17 protein-coding genes are annotated in these 16,339 nt (G+C 61.4%); 5 read left to right on the top strand and 12 right to left on the bottom strand.

The window, feature by feature from the left end; translation table 11 throughout:
* Window positions 1-75: 75 nt before the first annotated feature.
* From choV to NY023_RS01450, 3 genes are all read right to left on the bottom strand, one after another.
* Entirely contained in the window at window positions 76-1,254 is a 1,179-nt protein-coding gene (gene choV, locus NY023_RS01440; RefSeq protein ID WP_003257485.1) for a choline ABC transporter ATP-binding protein, read from the bottom strand.
* Window positions 1,251-2,099, bottom strand: coding sequence for a choline ABC transporter permease subunit (choW, locus tag NY023_RS01445; protein WP_169774667.1), 849 nt, complete (start codon window positions 2,097-2,099; stop codon window positions 1,251-1,253). The genes choV and choW overlap by 4 nt, the downstream gene beginning before the upstream one ends.
* An 81-nt stretch (window positions 2,100-2,180) precedes the next feature.
* Window positions 2,181-3,128, bottom strand: coding sequence for a choline ABC transporter substrate-binding protein (locus NY023_RS01450; RefSeq protein ID WP_003257486.1), 948 nt, complete (start codon window positions 3,126-3,128; stop codon window positions 2,181-2,183).
* Window positions 3,129-3,581: 453 nt separating this feature from the next.
* Here NY023_RS01450 and NY023_RS01455 point away from each other — a divergent pair, with 453 nt between their 5' ends.
* The gene (locus NY023_RS01455; protein WP_013970497.1) at window positions 3,582-4,958 is read left to right on the top strand and encodes an L-serine ammonia-lyase; all 1,377 of its coding nucleotides are present in this window, start codon (window positions 3,582-3,584) and stop codon (window positions 4,956-4,958) included.
* 457 nt (window positions 4,959-5,415) lie between these two features.
* The gene (locus tag NY023_RS01460) at window positions 5,416-6,522 is read left to right on the top strand and encodes a GlxA family transcriptional regulator (protein WP_015268639.1); all 1,107 of its coding nucleotides are present in this window, start codon (window positions 5,416-5,418) and stop codon (window positions 6,520-6,522) included.
* Between the two features lie 119 nt (window positions 6,523-6,641).
* On the opposite strand, the gene NY023_RS01465 is transcribed toward NY023_RS01460, so the two are convergent.
* From NY023_RS01465 to choX, 5 genes are all read right to left on the bottom strand, one after another.
* Complete coding sequence (locus NY023_RS01465) at window positions 6,642-6,899, bottom strand: hypothetical protein (RefSeq protein WP_003257487.1); 258 nt, start codon at window positions 6,897-6,899, stop codon at window positions 6,642-6,644.
* Window positions 6,900-7,319: 420 nt separating this feature from the next.
* Window positions 7,320-7,796, bottom strand: coding sequence for a thioesterase family protein (locus tag NY023_RS01470; protein WP_013970499.1), 477 nt, complete (start codon window positions 7,794-7,796; stop codon window positions 7,320-7,322).
* A gap of 10 nt (window positions 7,797-7,806) precedes the next feature.
* Window positions 7,807-8,772, bottom strand: coding sequence for an L-carnitine dehydrogenase (locus NY023_RS01475; RefSeq protein ID WP_013970500.1), 966 nt, complete (start codon window positions 8,770-8,772; stop codon window positions 7,807-7,809).
* A gap of 18 nt (window positions 8,773-8,790) precedes the next feature.
* On the bottom strand, window positions 8,791-9,675 hold the full coding sequence (locus NY023_RS01480) for a 3-keto-5-aminohexanoate cleavage protein (protein ID WP_024088001.1): 885 nt from the start codon (window positions 9,673-9,675) through the stop codon (window positions 8,791-8,793).
* A gap of 121 nt (window positions 9,676-9,796) precedes the next feature.
* A complete protein-coding gene (gene choX, locus NY023_RS01485) occupies window positions 9,797-10,741 on the bottom strand; it encodes a choline ABC transporter substrate-binding protein (protein WP_013970502.1) in 945 nt (314 codons plus the stop codon).
* A 147-nt stretch (window positions 10,742-10,888) separates the two neighbouring features.
* On the opposite strand from choX, the gene NY023_RS01490 reads away from it, so the two are divergent.
* Entirely contained in the window at window positions 10,889-11,833 is a 945-nt protein-coding gene (locus NY023_RS01490; RefSeq protein ID WP_024088002.1) for a GlxA family transcriptional regulator, read from the top strand.
* A gap of 120 nt (window positions 11,834-11,953) precedes the next feature.
* Here the strand turns inward: NY023_RS01490 and NY023_RS01495 are convergent, their stop codons facing one another.
* The 4 genes from NY023_RS01495 to NY023_RS01510 all read right to left on the bottom strand — a co-directional run bounded on the left by NY023_RS01495 (window position 11,954) and on the right by NY023_RS01510 (window position 14,451).
* Window positions 11,954-12,205 carry a bacteriocin immunity protein gene (locus NY023_RS01495; RefSeq protein ID WP_038408553.1) on the bottom strand — a complete coding sequence of 84 codons (252 nt, stop codon included), beginning with the start codon at window positions 12,203-12,205 and terminating at the stop codon, window positions 11,954-11,956.
* A 394-nt stretch (window positions 12,206-12,599) separates the two neighbouring features.
* Window positions 12,600-13,151, bottom strand: a complete 552-nt coding sequence (locus tag NY023_RS01500; RefSeq protein ID WP_013970504.1) for a hypothetical protein — start codon at window positions 13,149-13,151, stop codon at window positions 12,600-12,602.
* 66 nt (window positions 13,152-13,217) lie between these two features.
* A complete protein-coding gene (locus NY023_RS01505) occupies window positions 13,218-13,934 on the bottom strand; it encodes a hypothetical protein (protein WP_230397048.1) in 717 nt (238 codons plus the stop codon).
* A gap of 115 nt (window positions 13,935-14,049) precedes the next feature.
* Window positions 14,050-14,451 carry a lysozyme inhibitor LprI family protein gene (locus NY023_RS01510; RefSeq protein WP_013970506.1) on the bottom strand — a complete coding sequence of 134 codons (402 nt, stop codon included), beginning with the start codon at window positions 14,449-14,451 and terminating at the stop codon, window positions 14,050-14,052.
* Window positions 14,452-14,738: 287 nt separating this feature from the next.
* On the opposite strand from NY023_RS01510, the gene NY023_RS01515 reads away from it, so the two are divergent.
* Window positions 14,739-15,716 (top strand): dipeptidase, encoded by a 978-nt coding sequence (locus NY023_RS01515; protein WP_003257506.1) that lies wholly within the window; start codon window positions 14,739-14,741, stop codon window positions 15,714-15,716.
* Window positions 15,717-15,793: 77 nt separating this feature from the next.
* Window positions 15,794-16,324 (top strand): DUF5943 domain-containing protein, encoded by a 531-nt coding sequence (locus tag NY023_RS01520; RefSeq protein ID WP_013970507.1) that lies wholly within the window; start codon window positions 15,794-15,796, stop codon window positions 16,322-16,324.
* The last annotated feature ends 15 nt before the right edge of the window (window positions 16,325-16,339 follow it).

Raw genomic sequence — 16,339 nt, forward strand, 5'->3', positions numbered from 1 at the left:
CTCCTACAGGGATATGCGTTCCCCTGTAGGAGCGGCCTTGTGTCGCGAAAGGGCCGCAAAGCGGCCCCAATGGCATCAGCCGTGGTTCTTGCCGAGCAATGCGTGATAAAGCTCGGTATCCCCAAGTATCCCCACCACCTTGTCGTTATCCTGCAACACCAGCTTGTTGCCGGTCTGATAACGAATCTGCAGCGCCTCGCGCATGCCGATATCGGCATTTACCAACGTTGGGCGGCGGCCCAGCAGCTCCACATCCTGCCCTGGTGCCCAGTTTTGCAGGTCAAGCCCGTTCTGCCCCTGGCGTGCGCGCTTGATCGAGCCGCCTTCGCCAAGGTCCAGCCACGAGTCGATGCCGGGGTCTAGGCACACCGAACCGTTCACCCGCTTGCAGTTGTCCAGGCTGCGCATCAGGCTGCGCCCGCACAGCACGTTCAGTGGGTTGGTATGGGCAACAAAGGTACGCACATACTCGTCGGCCGGGTTGAGCACGATCTCTTCCGGCTTGCTGTACTGAATGATCCGCCCGTCCTTCATGATGGCGATGCGGCTACCCAGTTTCAGTGCCTCGTCCAGGTCGTGGCTGACGAACACGATGGTCTTGCTCAGCTTGGCCTGCAGGCCAAGCAACTCGTCCTGCAGCCCTTGGCGGATCAGCGGGTCCAGTGCCGAGAACGGTTCGTCCATCAGCAGGATGTCGGCATCCATCGCCAGCGCCCGGGCCAGGCCCACACGCTGCTGCATGCCGCCAGACAGTTCGTCCGGCTTCTTGTTGCGCCACTGGGTCAGGCCCACCAGTTCGAGCTTCTCGTCTACCAGCTTGCGCCGTTCCTTCTCGGGGCGGCCCTGCATTTCCAGGCCAAAGCTGATGTTCTCGCGCACCGTCAGCCAGGGCATCAGGGCGAATTTCTGGAACACCATGGCAATGCGCTTGGTGCGCATCATCTTCAGTTCGGCCGGGGTGCAGTGGGCAATATCGATGTGCTTGCCTTCGTGCTCGACGAACAGCTTGCCGCGGCTGACGGTGTTGAGGCCGTTGATGCAGCGCAGCAAACTCGACTTGCCCGAGCCGGACAGGCCCATCAGCACGCAGATCTCGCCCTTCTGGATATCCAGGTTGGCCTTCTCGACACCCACCACCAGGCCGGTCTGCTTGAGAATCTGCTCGCGGGTCTGGCCTTGGTCGAGCAGCGCCAGCGCTTCGCGCGGCTTGTTGGAGAAGATGACGTCGACGTCTTCGAAACGAATGATGCTCATGCTTCACCCCTTACCGGCAGGTCCGGTTGCTTGCAGATACGGTCGAGCATGATCGCCAGCAGCACGATCGCCAGGCCCGCTTCGAAGCCCAGGGAAATATCGGCGGTGTTCAGTGCGTTGACCACAGGTTTGCCCAGGCCGTCAGCGCCGACCAGGGCGGCGATCACCACCATCGATAGCGACAGCATGATGCACTGGGTAACGCCGGCGGCGATGCTTGGCATCGCGTGCGGCAGTTCGATACGGGTGAGCAGCTGGCGCCGTGAGCAGCCAAATGCCTTGCCGGCATCCATCAGCTCCTGCGGGACGTCGCAGATGCCCAGATACGTGAGACGGATCGGCGCGGCGATGGCAAACACCACTGTCGAGATCAGCCCCGGCACCACACCCAGGCCGAACAGGGTCAGGGTGGGGATCAGGTAGACGAAGGTAGGTACCGTCTGCATCAGGTCGAGTACCGGGCGCATGGCGGTATAGAACATCGGTTTGTGCGCGGCGACGATGCCCAGTGGCACGCCGATGGCCACGCAAACCACCGTGGCGAAGGTGACCTGCGCCAGGGTTTCCATGGTTTCCTGCCAGTAACCCAGGTTGAGGATCAGCAGGAACGACAGGGCGACGAATGCGGTCAGCGCCCACTTGCGCTGGATGAAATGCGCCAGGGCGGCGAACAGAGCGATGAGCACGAACGGATTGAAGAAAGTCAGGGCACTGGTTACGCCATGGATCATGAACTCCAGGCCTTGCGCGATGGCGTCGAAGTAATTCGCGCCGTTCTGGGTCAGCCACTCGACGAACGACGCGATGTACTGGCCCAGGGGTATTTTCTGATCGATAAGCATGATAGCGAGCTTCCACCTGCATAGAATGAACTCAACCCGGGGCAGGCACGGTCCTGCCCCGAGGTAGCGCTATTGCGTATTTCGTTATTGCGTCAGCTTGGCCTTGGCCGCCTCAAGGCCGGGTTTGCCATCCACGGTGGTTACGCCGGCCAGCCAGGCATCCAGTTTGCCAGGGTTGTCCTTGAGCCACTTCTTGGCAGCCGCCTCGGGTTTCATCTTGTCGTCCAGGACATAGCCCATCATGGTGCTTTCATCCTTGAGCTCGAACGACAGGTTCTTCAACAGCTGGCCAACGTTGCTGCACTCCTGCACATAGCCCTTGCGGGTGTTGGTCAATACGGTCGCCTTGCCGAAGTCGGGGCCGAAGAATTCGTCTCCGCCGGTCAGGTACTGCATCTTGAAGCGGGTGTTCATCGGGTGCGGTTCCCAGCCGAGGAACACGATGGCCTCGCCGCGTTTCTGCGCGCGGTCGACCTGCGACAGCATGCCGGCCTCGCTGGACTGAACGATCTTGAATCCGGCGTCCTTCAGGCCGAAGGCGTTCTTGTCGATCATGCTCTGGATGGTGCGGTTGCCATCGTTGCCGGGCTCGATGCCGTAGATCTTGCCGTCCAGTTCCTGCTTGAACTTGGGAATGTCGCTGAAATCCTTCAGGCCCTTGTCATACAGCGCCTGGGGCACGGCCAGGGTGTACTTGGCGTTTTCCAGGTTGGCGCGCACGGTTTCCACGGTGCCGGCGTCGCGATACTGCTTGATGTCGTTCTCCATGGTCGGCATCCAGTTGCCGAGAAACACGTCCAGGTCCTTGCCGGTGGCCAGCGACTTGTAGGTCACCGGTACCGAGATCATGGTGGTGTGGGTCTTGTAACCCAGTGCTTCGAGCACAACGCTGGTGGTCGCGGTAGTGACCGTGATGTCGGTCCAGCCGACATCCGAGAACCGTACCGTCTGGCATTGCTCGGGTTCGGCGGCCTGGGCCAGCAAAGGCGCGGACAGCAACGCAACCAGCAACAGCGAGGGTGAACCTTTCATGGATGGACTCCTGTGATTTTGTCTTCGGGTTCGCGTGGGTCGCCGGGCTTTCTCAGGGTCCGGTCGACCAGGCCTGCAGAGGGCAGGATGCGTGGCCGTGCTTTACGAGTCGCTTTCGATAATCCTCCAGCGCCGGGCAATCGCCTACTGGTGGGGTCGTAACCAGTACGGAACGGGTCGTATCCAGTATGGGCGATGTCGTTTATGGATTTTTCCACCCCCTCAGCCGCATTTTTACGTCACCAGGCCGCCGTAAAGCGGCGTGGCAAGGGCAGCTCCCCGGTTGAAAACAGCGCGGCGCTGCTGGACAAAAGTACGTCGGTTGCAGACGGCGAGGGGGTTGGTAAAAGCCCGATGATGCGTGCATTCAAGGCGGCCCGCTGCTTCAGCCTAGCAGTTGCCCCGCCCTGCGCATGGCGCGCAGAGACAAGCCCAGCAAGAGGTGATTCGACAATGGCCATCAGCGTGTTCGACCTGTTCAAGATCGGTGTCGGGCCCTCCAGCTCCCACACCGTAGGCCCCATGCGTGCTGGCGCCCTGTTCGTCCAGGGCCTGCGCGAACGCGGCGAGCTGGAACGTGTGAAGCGGATCGAAGTGCGCCTGTATGGCTCGCTGTCGGCCACAGGTGTGGGGCACGGCACCGACAATGCCATCATCATGGGCTTGATGGGTGAATGGCCTGACGCCATCGACCCGACCCAGATCGTGCCGCGTATAGCCGACCTGCGCGAAACCAACACCCTGCAGCTGGACAGCCGCCTGCCCATCGAATTCGTCTGGGCCCGCGACATGCTGTTGCTGGACGAGAATTTGCCGTACCACCCCAACGCCATGACCCTGGTTGCCGAAGGCGAACAGGGCGAGCTGCACCGCGACACCTACTACTCGGTGGGTGGCGGCTTCGTGGTCGATGCCGCCCAGGCCGCCAGCGGCGTGCTGGATGCTGACCAGACGGTGCTGCCTTACGATTTCAATAGCGCTGCCGAACTGCTGCGCCTGTGCAAGCAAAACGACCTCAGCGTGTCGCAATTGATGATGGCCAACGAGAAGGTCTGGCGCAGCGAGGAAGAGATCCGCGCCGGCCTGCACAAGCTCTGGGAAGCCATGCAGGAATGCGTCAACAACGGCCTCAAGTACGAAGGCACGCTGCCCGGCGGATTGAACGTGCGCCGCCGCGCCGCCAAGCTGCACCGCAGCCTGCAGGAAATCGGCAAACCCAACGTGATCGGCTCGACCATGAGCGCCATGGAGTGGGTCAACCTGTTCGCCTTGGCGGTCAATGAAGAAAACGCTGCCGGCGGGCGTATGGTTACCGCACCGACCAACGGTGCGGCGGGCATCATCCCGGCGGTGTTGCACTACTACATGCGCTTCAGCGATGCGGTGGACGAGTCCAGCGTGGTCGACTTCTTCCTCGGTGCTGCCGCGGTGGGCATCCTGTGCAAGAAGAACGCCTCGATCTCTGGTGCCGAAGTGGGTTGCCAAGGGGAAGTCGGTTCGGCTTGCGCCATGGCAGCGGCGGGGCTTGCCGAAGTGCTGGGCGCGACCCCGCCACAGGTGGAGAACGCTGCCGAGATCGCCCTGGAGCACAACCTGGGCCTGACCTGCGACCCGGTCGGTGGGTTGGTGCAGGTTCCGTGCATCGAGCGCAACGCGATTGCCGCGGTCAAGGCCATCAACGCTGTGCAGATGGCCCTGCGTGGTGACGGCGAGCACTTCATTTCCCTCGACCAGGTGATCCGCACCATGCGCGATACCGGGGCCGACATGCACGACAAGTATAAAGAGACTTCGCGCGGTGGTTTGGCGGTCAGCGCGATCGAGTGCTGATAGCTTGACCGGACCTCAAGGGCCTCTTCGCGGGTGAAACCGTGAAGAGGCCCTTGAGTTTGACGCAGGTGCAGCACAGCCCCCCCAATGCATCCTTATGGTGCAGTGCGACGCATACCAATCGTCGGGTGTCGTAATCAGTGCGGGCATTGTCGGTGACACTCAAGAGTGTCGTTTCTGGGCATCCTACACTGCGCGTGTCACCAAATTGCTCAGCCATTCCACGCACACCGCCTAGCACGCCCGTTCTACGATGATTGACCAACTCGATCAAAGCACCTGATTTGCCTAACAAAGGCGTCGTTTTCAGGTTTTTTTGGATGGCCGTTCAACTTCAGGCACGGCGTTTGCGTAGAGATTGGTACCAAGGCCCCCACACATGAAACCGGGGCCATACATAACAAGAAATCAGTGCTCGCCTGAGGCACCCCCTGCATTTGTGTGAGGAGAAATCGCGATGACGTCGTACACCTCCGGGAACCCAACCCAGAACCGCACAGCCCCCCAGTCCATCGGGTTTCTCCTATTGGACAATTTCACCCTGATTTCCCTGGCGTCGGCCGTCGAGCCGCTGCGCATGGCCAACCAGCTGTCCGGCCGCGAGCTGTACCGCTGGCACACCCTCACCGCCGATGGTGGACAGGTGTGGGCCAGCGATGGCTTGCAGATAACCCCTGACGCCGCGATGCACAGTGCGCCTCCCATCGATACCGTGATTGTTTGCGGCGGCGTGGGCATCCAGCGCAGTGTCACCCGCGAGCATGTCACCTGGTTGCAAACCCAGGCCCGCCAGTCGCGCCGCCTGGGCGCGGTATGCACCGGCAGCTGGGCCTTGGCCTGTGCCGGGCTGCTGGATGGTTTCGATTGCAGTGTGCACTGGGAATGCCTGGCCGCGATGCAAGAGGCTTTCCCGCGCGTCAACATGAGCACCCGCCTGTTCACCCTCGACCGTAACCGCTTCACCAGCTCCGGCGGTACTGCGCCGCTGGACATGATGCTGCACCTGATCAGCCGCGACCACGGCCGTGAACTGTCGGCGGCGATCTCCGAAATGTTCGTCTACGAGCGCATCCGCAACGAGCAGGATCACCAGCGCGTGCCGCTCAAGCACATGCTTGGCACCAACCAGCCGAAGCTGCAGGAAATCGTTGCGCTGATGGAGGCCAACCTCGAAGAGCCGATCGACCTGGACGAACTGGCGGTATACGTGTCGGTATCGCGCCGGCAGCTCGAGCGCCTGTTCCAGAAGTACCTGCACTGTTCGCCGTCGCGTTACTACCTGAAGCTGCGCCTGATCCGCGCCCGGCAGCTGCTGAAGCAGACGCCGATGTCGATCATCGAAGTGGCGTCGGTGTGCGGCTTCGTGTCTACCCCGCACTTCTCCAAATGCTACCGCGAGTATTTCGGCATTCCGCCGCGTGACGAGCGCGTGGGCTCCAACACCGCGCAGCAGGTGGCGATGATGCCGATCCCGCAGGCCATGACCCTGTCGCCGCACAGCGGGCCGATGGCGGCCCTGAGCCAGGCGCGCAACGAGTCGACCTTTGCCAGTGTAAGGCTCTGAAACAGCACTGGCCTCTTCGCGGGTAAACCCGCTCCCACAGGTACTGCACCGGATTCAAAAGCGGTGCGATACCTGTGGGAGCGGGTTTACCCGCGAAGAGGCCAGTACAGGAAAACGAATCAGCCGCGCTTGTTGAACTGCGCCAACGCCGGCAACAGCTGTTTGTCGATGGCCTGGCGCACCGCCGGCAGGATCGTCGCACTACCAGTATACATCTGCTCCACCATCCCCTTCAGCGCCCGTGCATTGGGCTCGGTCAACCCACGCACCACCGCTTCGCACGCCTGCTCGGCAGTAGCGCCGGCCGGAATCTCGAACCCGCGCGCGCGCAGGTGGCCTGCCAGATCGTCCTGGTCAATCAAATCCGCATGCATCATGGCTGTTGTCCCTTTTATCGCTAAGAGAGTGCTGCTGTGATTTACGACCGATTCTGTGACGCCGGCGACATGCCCGCAACAACAGAATGGCGCCATGGCTGCTTTGGCTAAGAACAGGTCGTTTACGGCTAAATCCAGTGTTCGGGAAGTGCGCAAACTCAAGCCATCTGCCGCAACGGAGGGTTTGGTCACCCTCGTTCGTGTACAGTGGATGTTGCTCGCTCTTGGCCCCGGATGCTCACGGCTTTCCGGGGTTATTTTTTTGCCCGGAGCAACACCGCCACCGCTGTTGGCTCACTGTCTTGCTCAATACTTGCAGGCATGCATGCCTCTGTGGGAGCGGGTTCACCCGCGAATGCGTCGGTAGCTTCACCATCGCATTCGCGGGTGAACCCGCTCTCACAGGGTACGCAGTTTTGTTCAGGATCGGGTGTTCAAACCCATCACCCGTCCGACGAACTCAGCCGGGGGCACATCCTGCTGCTCATCCACCAACCCTTGCAGCAACTCGACACTACGCTCACTGAACGGTGCCGACCTCGGCCCCGCCAGGTCCACATGCAGCAGCATCTGCTCACTGGTCGCCAGCGCTTCGGCGAACCCTGCCCGGTGCAGGCTGTGGTAGACATGCAGGCGCTTGCGATCAAAGCCGATGATCTGCGTCTGCACCCATACCTCGGTGCCCAGCTTTACTTCGTGCAGGTAGTTGATGTGCGCCTCCAGGGTGAACAGCGAGTTACCGCTCTGGCCGCGGCTGTCGGCATCCAGGCCGATGCGCTCCATCAGCGCGTCGGTGGCGTAGCTGAAGATCAGCAGGTAGTAGGCATCGCGCAGGTGCCCGTTGTAGTCGACCCAGTCCTCCTGGACCGGGGTGCGGTAGGTGATCAGTGCGGGCATCGCGGTCTCCTCAGTCGCCGAAAGCCATACCGTGGCTGGCCTTGCTGGTCTTTACCGCTTCCAGCACTGCCAACAGGGTGTCATCACGATAGCGCTCCAGCGCGGCGATGCTGCGATCCGCCAGTTGCACGGATGTCCCTTCGACCACATCGTCGATCAACTTGTCGGTGAGTTCCGGCGCCGGCAGGTAGGTCCAGGGCAGTTTCAACGCCGGGCCGAACTGGGCCATGAAGTGACGCATGCCCGCATCACCACCGGCCAGGGTGTAGGTGAGGAACGTGCCCATGAACGACCAGCGCAAGCCGGCACCGAAACGGATGGCATCGTCGATCTCGCCGGTACTGGCCACGCCGTCGTTGACCAAGTGCAGTGCTTCGCGCCACAGCGCTTCGAGCAGGCGGTCGGCGATGAACCCGGGCACTTCCTTGCGTACGTGTAGCGGGCGCATGCCCAGGGCGGTGTAGATGGTCCGGGCCGCTTCGATGGCTTCGGGGGCGGTGCGGTTGCCACCGACGATTTCCACCAGCGGCAGCAGGTACACAGGATTGAACGGGTGGCCGACCACGCAGCGCTCGGGGTGGGTGGCCGACTCGTAGAACTCGCTGGGCAGCAGGCCCGAGGTGCTGGAACCGATGATCGCGTCGGGTTTGGCGGCGGCGCTGATCTTTGCGTGCAGGTCGAGCTTCAGGTCCAGGCGCTCAGGGGCGCTTTCCTGGATGAAATCGGCGTCGCGGACACATTCCTCGATGGTGGCGACGAACTTCAGGCGGTCTTGTGATGCTCCTGGTGCCAGGCCTTGTTTTTCCAATGCCGGCCAGGCGTTGGCGATGCGCTTGCGCAAGGCCTGCTCGGCGCCTGGCGCCGGGTCCCAGGCGACCACGTCCAGGCCGTGGGCCAGGGCGCGCGCGACCCAGCCGCTGCCGATCACGCCACTACCCAGCGCGGCGAAGGTCTTGATCTCGGTGATGAAGGTCATGTTGAGCTCCTGAAGGTGTCAGCGGCGTTTGAGGTTCATCTTTTCCCGGCCTTCGGCCGGGGTCAGCACACGGGCGCCAAGGCGCGAAATGATTTCCACCGCGCGCTCGACCAACTGGCCGTTGCTGGCCAGCACGCCACGGTCCAGGTAAAGGTTGTCCTCCAGGCCCACCCGCACGTTGCCGCCCAGCAGCACCGCCTGTGCGGCCATCGGCATCTGCATGCGACCGATACCGAACCCGGCCCAGGTGACGTTTGGCGGCAAGTTGTCGACCATCGCCTTCATGGTGGTGGTATCGGCCGGAGCGCCCCACGGGATACCCAGGCACAGCTGGAACAGCGGGTCTTCGAGCAGGCCTTCCTTCATCATCTGCTTGGCGAACCACAGGTGGCCGGTGTCGAAGATTTCCAGCTCGGCTTTTACCCCCAGCTCGGTAATGCGCTTGGCGCCGGCGCGCAGTTGTGCCGGGGTGGAGACGTAGATCGAGTTGCCGTCGCCGAAGTTGAGAGTGCCGCAGTCGAGGGTGCAGATTTCCGGCAGCAGCGCTTCGACATGGGCCAGACGCTCCAGTGGGCCGATCAGGTCGGTACCCGCGCCGAACTCCAGTGGTGTTTCACCCGGGCCGATTTCCAGGTCGCCACCCATGCCCGCGGTAAGGTTGACGATGATGTCCACGTCGGCTTCGCGGATGCGCTCCATGACTTCGCGATACAGCGCCACGTCACGGCTGAAGCGACCGGTTTGCGGGTCGCGCACGTGGCAGTGGACCACGGTGGCGCCGGCTTTGGCGGCCTCTACGGCAGACTCGGCGATCTGCTTGGGGGTGACTGGAACAAGGTGGCTTTTCGAGGCGGTGTCGCCGGCGCCGGTGAGGGCGCAGGTGATGATGACGTCGTGGTTCATGGCGGGGTTCCTTGTGGTGTCTGGTGGCCTTTTCGCGGGTAAACCCGCTCCCACAGGGGACGATGTTGCCCCTGGCATGTGCATGCCTTGTGGGAGCGGGTTTACCCGCGAATGGGCCGGATCAGTTGGCAGTGAGGTTTAGGTTGTCGGCAGCCGGCTTGCCATCGAAGGTGGTCACACCCTCCAGCCAGCGGGCCTTGTCCTCGGGGTGGTCCTTGAGCCACTGGCGGGCCGACTCCAGCGCATCCTTGTGGTCGAGCAGCGGCTGCATCATGCGGCTCTCGTCCTCGGCACTGAAATTCAGGTTGGCCAGCAGGCGGTGGGCGTTGGGGCAGCGTTCGGCGTAGTCCGGCGCGGTCACCGTCCACACTGTCGCGCGGCCTTCGTCCGGGCCCAGTGCGTCCTGGCTGTCGCCCAGGTAGACCATGTCGATATTCACGTTCATCGGGTGCGGTGCCCAGCCGAAGAACACCACTGCCTCGTTGCGCCGCACCGCGCGGTCGACGGCGGCGAGCATGCCGGCCTCGCTGGACTCGACCAGCTGGAACTTGCCCAGGCCGAACTGGTTCTTGGCGATCATCGCCTTGATCTGGGTATTGGCGCCGGAGCCTGGTTCGATGCCGTAGATTTTCCCACCCAGTTCCTTCTCGAACTTGTGGATGTCGGCAAAGGTCTTCAGGCCCTTGTCGGCCAGGTACTTGGGCACCGCCAGGGTGGCGCGGGCGTCTTCCAGGCTCGGCTTGTCGAGCACCTTGACCTGTTTGGCGTCGACGAACGGTGTGATGGTCTGGGTCATGATTGGGTTCCAGTAACCCAGGAACATGTCCAGGCGCTTGTCGCGGATGCCGGCGAAGATGATCTGCTGTGAAGCGCTGGTCTGCTTGGTCTGGTAGCCAAGGCCATCGAGTAGCACCTGCGCCATGGCGCTGGTGGCGATGACGTCGGTCCAGTTGACCACGCCCAGACGGACGTTCTTGCAAGCCGCGGGCTCGGCGGCGAATAGTGGGGAAGTGGCGATGCTGCTCAGGGCAAGGGTCAACAGGCTGCGGCGGATCAAGCTGTGCATGGTGGCTCTCCATCGGCAGTGCATATTGTTATTGGGGTTCGACCTCTCTGGGTCGTATGAAGAAGCTACGCTGCTGTCAGGGTGGAAAATCGCACCCTGGCGACCAACATTTGCACGGAGGCGACCACCTTTGCCGTGGAGCATGCAATGCCGCAAATCATTCACTTCCTGTTGTTGCCCGGGTTCTCGGCCATGGGTTTCATCAGTGCCCTGGAACCACTGCGGGTGGCCAACCGCTTCAAGGGCCCGTTGTATCGCTGGCAGGTGTTGAGCCTGGACGGCGGGGCGGTGCTGGCCAGCAATGGCATGTCGGTGAACGCCGATGCAGCGCTGGCGGCGGGCGAGCCTGGTGGCATCCTGCTGATCGTCGCCGGTTTCGAGCCATTGGCCTGTTATGGGCCGGCGCTGCAGCAGGCGCTACGCCGCCTGGACCATGAGGGGGTGGTTCTGGGTGGCATCGATACCGGCGCGGTGGTGCTGGCCGAGGCCGGCCTGCTCGACGGCCACCGCGCCACCGTGCACTGGGAGGCGCTGGAGGCGTTCAAGGAGCGCTATCCACGCTTGCAGGTGACCCAGGAGCTGTTCGAGATTGATCGGCGTCGCATCACCTGCGCAGGCGGTACCGCGTCGATCGATCTGATGCTCGACCTGATCGGCCAGGCCCATGGCAGCGAGCTGGCGGTGCAGGTGTCCGAGCAGTTCGTGCTCGGGCGCATTCGCCAGCGCCAGGACCACCAGCGCATGCAAATCGCGAGCCGTTACGGCATCAGCAACAAGAAGCTCGTGAAGGTGATCGGAGAAATGGAGCGAAATATCGAGCAGCCGCTCAACAGCCAGGTGCTGGCCGATGCAGTGCAGGTGACCCGGCGGCAACTGGAGCGCCTGTTCCGCTTGCATCTGGACGACACGCCCAGTGGCTTCTATCTGCGATTGCGACTGGACAAGGCTCGGCAGTTATTGCGCCAGACCGACATGAGTGTGCTGGAGGTGGCGGTGGCGTGCGGGTTCGAGTCGGCGTCGTATTTTACACGCAGCTACCGGGCACGGTTCGAGCGGTGTCCGCGGGAGGATCGGTTGGCCCGGGTGGTGTGACTGGTCCTCGTGAGCCATGGAGGTTCAACTCTCACCTCCTTGGAAACTTGTTTGGTTAGACGAGGTGGGAACCCCGATTAGTTTTTTGACCGCCTTTACAACTGATCGGGGGGGCACATATTAGGGTTGAGCAAATCCTGGTTTGCCGTTTGCAGCACGCCAAGCCTTCACCTCGGCCACAATTTGCTCAGGACTATCTTTCCCTTCCTCTGGGTAAAAAAGAAGATCTGATCCAGCGGGGTGCTCTGACAGTTTCTCAAACTTCTCCACAGCGCTACGGTGCGCTTCGTCGCTAGGGTAGTCAACTACGTAAATTTTGTTCACAAACTCCAAAAATTCTATTTCTTTAATATTGTTAATCGAATCATTCATCTTTAATCACCTTGGTGAATTTGGATGTGGAGGCCGGCAGTTATAAGGAGAATGCTCTCTGCGTTATTGCAGCGCTTCCCTTCTTATGGCCTCTTTGGTCTGTTGGGCCAACTTACGGCGTGCCTGCTCACCGCAGTTGTCGGGGCAGATATGAAGGGGCGTTCAACGTCCCAGACATGTATCAGGAACATCCGCTGCCTAAGGGGCTGAGCATGGCGCAATCGGTAGGAGGTATCGAGCGAATCGGCCAAGTTGTCTACCGAGCAGAAGCCAAACAGGGTGAAAAAGTAACTGAAATCCTTTACGCGGCCCATGCTCTGGGCCATGCGTTCTTGCGACTAACCTTTGCACGGTGGCGACCACCCTCAGCCGTGGAGCGTGCAATGCCGCCTGGTTAGAACTGATCGAGGTCAGAAAGCGCCTGGAGGCGGTTTTCCACCTGTACTCGTCGCGCCTCGAAAGCCCGGGCGTCGAGTTTCGCGCCCATGTGGTCCAGTTGCAGGGCAAGGCGCGTACGTGGGGCATCCGGGTCGGTCGAACAGCACAGGTTGAAGACGATCGCCAGCGGGCTGCCGCTGTCATCTAGGTCAAATTCGATGCGCAGGTGCGAGCTGGCCGAAGTGCTGCGCAGCAGGGCGAGGTCTGGCTGTTTCAAGCCATTAAGTATGTCGTTGGCAACCCGCTCGAACTTGAGGTTGCGACGCTGGGGCGCTGGAATCCAGCCGTTGAAGACGTCTTGAAACACAGCATCCGTGGGTACGCAGTTGATGCTTTTCGTCGTCCGTTCGATCAGTTCGACACCGCTGTTCTCCAGGCCCTGCAGAAAACGGCTGAACCAGCGCTGGCCATCCTGTTGGCGATCGTGAGCCTGGTTGGCCTCTAGTTGCGCCAGGCGCAGGCAGGCATGAAGGTCTTCCCAGGGTTGGTTGGCGAGTTTGGTGGGCATGCTTGTGGTCCTCGCTGCAGGCGTAGGAAGGGGAGCCTGGCGCCGCTGGGCGGCGCCAGGTGCAGGTCAGAGTTCCAGCGCCAGGATGTCGAACGCCTGGCTGGCCAACTTCATCCTGACGGCTTCGCGCATGGCGTCGAAGTGGCGAACACTGAACGAGCCCTGTTGCGAGGCCCGGTATACACGGGTATTCGACTTGTCGATGATGCGGCCAGCGGACCCTGCGGCTTTCTCGGCCTTGTCATAGCTCAGCTGAACGCTGGTCATGTGCATGATCGGCAGGCCTTGCGGTGTCATCTCGCAGGCCGAAATCTGGATGGTGCTGGATTTGCCCGAAACACTCACGCTGCTTTCTTCGAGCAGTTGCTGCGCCTTGGGTGTTTGCACGATCACTTCGAAGGAGCGTTTTACACAGCGGCTCAGGCGGTGGCTGGCGCCGATCTGGACGGTGACGATCTGCGGCACCAGGGTGGCCAGCGTGTGGGTGTCCTTGTCGATTGCTTCCTCGACATGGGCGGCGCCGGTCAGCGTCCAGCCGAACTTGCCCAGGCCGTCGTTGTAGAAGTTGTACCACTCGCGCTGCTGGGTTTCCTTGTCGAACTTCTTGTTTGCCGACAGGTTCATCAAGCGCATGCCATCGAGCACGTCTTCGGCAACGCTGGCAGGTACATCCGGGGCAAAGATGCAGACGGTGTTGGCAACCATGACGGCGCGTTCTTCGCCTTCTTTCTTCAGGGCGGCAATGGCGCTGTTCATGTCGGTCTTGCTGATAGTAGAGGTCATGTCTTGGTTTCCGATCGAGTTCATCATCGGCACCTCGGGTGAGGCGCCGGGGACGCACTTTGGTTCGGATCGTCAAGACAGATAAGCCGAAAGCCTTTCCTGCCGAGGAACTCCCTTACTGCTGGCCGATGGACTGCAGGTACTCCGAGCGGTCATCGCTGCGTTGTGCCACGCAGGTGTTCCACGCCGCTTCGAACGCCTTGCTGCCCGGTTTCTCGGCATAGGTTTCGACCTTGCAGTCGGCATCGCGCAGTTGCGTCCACAGTTTCTCGGCCGCCTCCATACGCTCGGCCAAGGCGTCTGCCTTGTCGCCTTCGTCGGCGTACTGGTCGCGAATGCGCTGTATCAGGTCGTCATACGCCGACTTAAGTTCACGCTCGGCCGTCTGCTTGTTGAACGCCGCGCAAGCGAATGTCTGCTGGTCGGTCTCGACGTTGTCGCACGGGGTGCTTTCTTCCTCGCCGGCCTGGGCGCCCGATACGACAGCCAGCAGTACCAGCCATGCCATTGATTTCATCCGTTTTCTCCTCAACAAGGCTGACGAATCGGCTGGATTCTCGCTCAGCCGCCGACAAGACGATAGCTCCCTGAAGAAATGTTCATGAAACGGTCGGAAATGTCGTTATCGAGACTGTCTCTCATCGCCAGACGGCGCGCCAGAGGGCGCGATGTCGCGCATTGACGCTTTCGGCAAACCCCCTGTCGTTTTTGCATCGGGGCGCCTTTGGGCACAGGCATATGCTGGCCCCAAAGCGCCGGCAATAAGGTTTGGCGCAAACCCATTCAATAAAAGGGGACAGCCTGATGAGCCCAGCCGAACTTCACGCCGACAGCATCGTCATCGACGGCCTGATCATTGCCAAATGGAACCGCGAGCTGTTCGAAGACATGCGCAAAGGCGGGCTGACTGCGGCCAACTGCACGGTGTCGGTCTGGGAAGGCTTCAAGGCTACCGTCGACAACATCGCCGCCAGCCAGAAGCTGATCCGCGATAACAGTGACCTGGTGATGCCGGTACGCACCACCGCCGACATCCGCAAGGCCAAGGAACTGGGCAAGACCGGCATTCTCTTCGGCTTCCAGAACGCCCACGCCTTCGAAGACCAGATCGCCTACGTCGACGTATTCAAGCAGCTGGGCGTGGGCATTGTGCAGATGTGCTACAACACCCAGAACCTGGTCGGTACCGGTTGCTACGAGCGTGACGGCGGCCTGTCGGGCTTCGGTCGCGAGATCGTTGCCGAAATGAACCGCGTCGGCATCATGTGCGACCTGTCCCACGTGGGCTCCAAGACCTCCGAAGAAGTCATCCTCGAGTCGAAAAAGCCGGTTTGCTACTCGCACTGCCTGCCTTCGGGCCTGAAAGAGCACCCGCGCAACAAGTCGGACGAAGAGCTGAAGTTCATCGCCGACCACGGCGGTTTCGTTGGCGTGACCATGTTCGCGCCGTTCCTGGCCAAGGGCATCGACTCGACAATCGACGACTACGCCGAAGCCATCGAGTACACCATGAACATCGTCGGTGAAGACGCCATCGGTATCGGTACCGACTTCACCCAGGGCCACGGCCAGGACTTCTTCGAATACCTGACCCACGACAAGGGTTACGCCCGTCGCCTGACCAACTTCGGCAAGATCATCAACCCACTGGGCATCCGCACTGTGGGCGAATTCCCCAACCTCACCGAAACCTTGCTCAAGCGCGGCCACTCCGAGCGCGTGGTGCGCAAGATCATGGGTGAGAACTGGGTCAACGTCCTCAAGGACGTGTGGGGCGAATAAGCCGCTCTCCAAGCCTGAAAGCCCCTGCCAGCAACGCCGGGGCATCCCGATAAAAAATTTTATGGAGTTGAGTTTCCATGGCCAAGATCGCCCCGCAATTGCCAATCGAAGTAGACAGCGAGACCGGTGTCTGGACCAGCGACGCCTTGCCGATGCTGTATGTGCCGCGCCATTTCTTCGTCAACAACCACATGGGCATCGAAGAAGTCCTGGGCGCCGACAAGTACGCCGAGATCCTCTACAAGGCCGGCTACAAGTCCGCCTGGCACTGGTGTGAAAAAGAGGCCGAGTGCCATGGCCTGGAAGGCGTGGCGGTGTTCGAGCACTACATGAAGCGCCTGAGCCAGCGTGGCTGGGGCCTGTTCGAGATCCAGGACATCGACCTCGACAAAGGCACCTGCAGCGTCAAGCTCAAGCACTCCGCGTTCGTGTACGTCTATGGCAAGTGCGGCCGCAAGGTCGATTACATGTTCACCGGCTGGTTCGCCGGCGCCATGGACCAGATTCTCGCTGCCCGCGGCAGCTCGATCCGCACCGTGGCCGAACAGGTCTATGGCGGGTCGGAAGAAGGCCACGAAGATGGCCTGTTCGTTACAAAGCCGTTGTAAGCCGGAGATAGCGTC

The organism is Pseudomonas sp. NBB, from assembly GCF_032701105.1.
GTDB lineage: Bacteria > Pseudomonadota > Gammaproteobacteria > Pseudomonadales > Pseudomonadaceae > Aquipseudomonas > Aquipseudomonas asiatica.

What these genes read in the sequence shown, in the direction of transcription:
- NY023_RS01490 (WP_024088002.1), top strand. Translation starts at nt 10,889, where the DNA reads ATGCCGCAAATCATTCACTTCCTGTTGTTGCCCGGGTTCTCGGCCATG.
- NY023_RS01495 (WP_038408553.1), bottom strand. Translation starts at nt 12,205, where the DNA reads ATGAATGATTCGATTAACAATATTAAAGAAATAGAATTTTTGGAGTTT.
- NY023_RS01480 (WP_024088001.1), bottom strand. Translation starts at nt 9,675, where the DNA reads ATGAACCACGACGTCATCATCACCTGCGCCCTCACCGGCGCCGGCGAC.
- NY023_RS01455 (WP_013970497.1), top strand. Translation starts at nt 3,582, where the DNA reads ATGGCCATCAGCGTGTTCGACCTGTTCAAGATCGGTGTCGGGCCCTCC.
- NY023_RS01505 (WP_230397048.1), bottom strand. Translation starts at nt 13,934, where the DNA reads ATGACCTCTACTATCAGCAAGACCGACATGAACAGCGCCATTGCCGCC.
- NY023_RS01510 (WP_013970506.1), bottom strand. Translation starts at nt 14,451, where the DNA reads ATGAAATCAATGGCATGGCTGGTACTGCTGGCTGTCGTATCGGGCGCC.
- NY023_RS01450 (WP_003257486.1), bottom strand. Translation starts at nt 3,128, where the DNA reads ATGAAAGGTTCACCCTCGCTGTTGCTGGTTGCGTTGCTGTCCGCGCCT.
- NY023_RS01515 (WP_003257506.1), top strand. Translation starts at nt 14,739, where the DNA reads ATGAGCCCAGCCGAACTTCACGCCGACAGCATCGTCATCGACGGCCTG.
- NY023_RS01460 (WP_015268639.1), top strand. Translation starts at nt 5,416, where the DNA reads ATGACGTCGTACACCTCCGGGAACCCAACCCAGAACCGCACAGCCCCC.
- NY023_RS01475 (WP_013970500.1), bottom strand. Translation starts at nt 8,772, where the DNA reads ATGACCTTCATCACCGAGATCAAGACCTTCGCCGCGCTGGGTAGTGGC.
- NY023_RS01520 (WP_013970507.1), top strand. Translation starts at nt 15,794, where the DNA reads ATGGCCAAGATCGCCCCGCAATTGCCAATCGAAGTAGACAGCGAGACC.
- NY023_RS01465 (WP_003257487.1), bottom strand. Translation starts at nt 6,899, where the DNA reads ATGATGCATGCGGATTTGATTGACCAGGACGATCTGGCAGGCCACCTG.
- choV (WP_003257485.1), bottom strand. Translation starts at nt 1,254, where the DNA reads ATGAGCATCATTCGTTTCGAAGACGTCGACGTCATCTTCTCCAACAAG.
- choX (WP_013970502.1), bottom strand. Translation starts at nt 10,741, where the DNA reads ATGCACAGCTTGATCCGCCGCAGCCTGTTGACCCTTGCCCTGAGCAGC.
- NY023_RS01500 (WP_013970504.1), bottom strand. Translation starts at nt 13,151, where the DNA reads ATGCCCACCAAACTCGCCAACCAACCCTGGGAAGACCTTCATGCCTGC.
- NY023_RS01470 (WP_013970499.1), bottom strand. Translation starts at nt 7,796, where the DNA reads ATGCCCGCACTGATCACCTACCGCACCCCGGTCCAGGAGGACTGGGTC.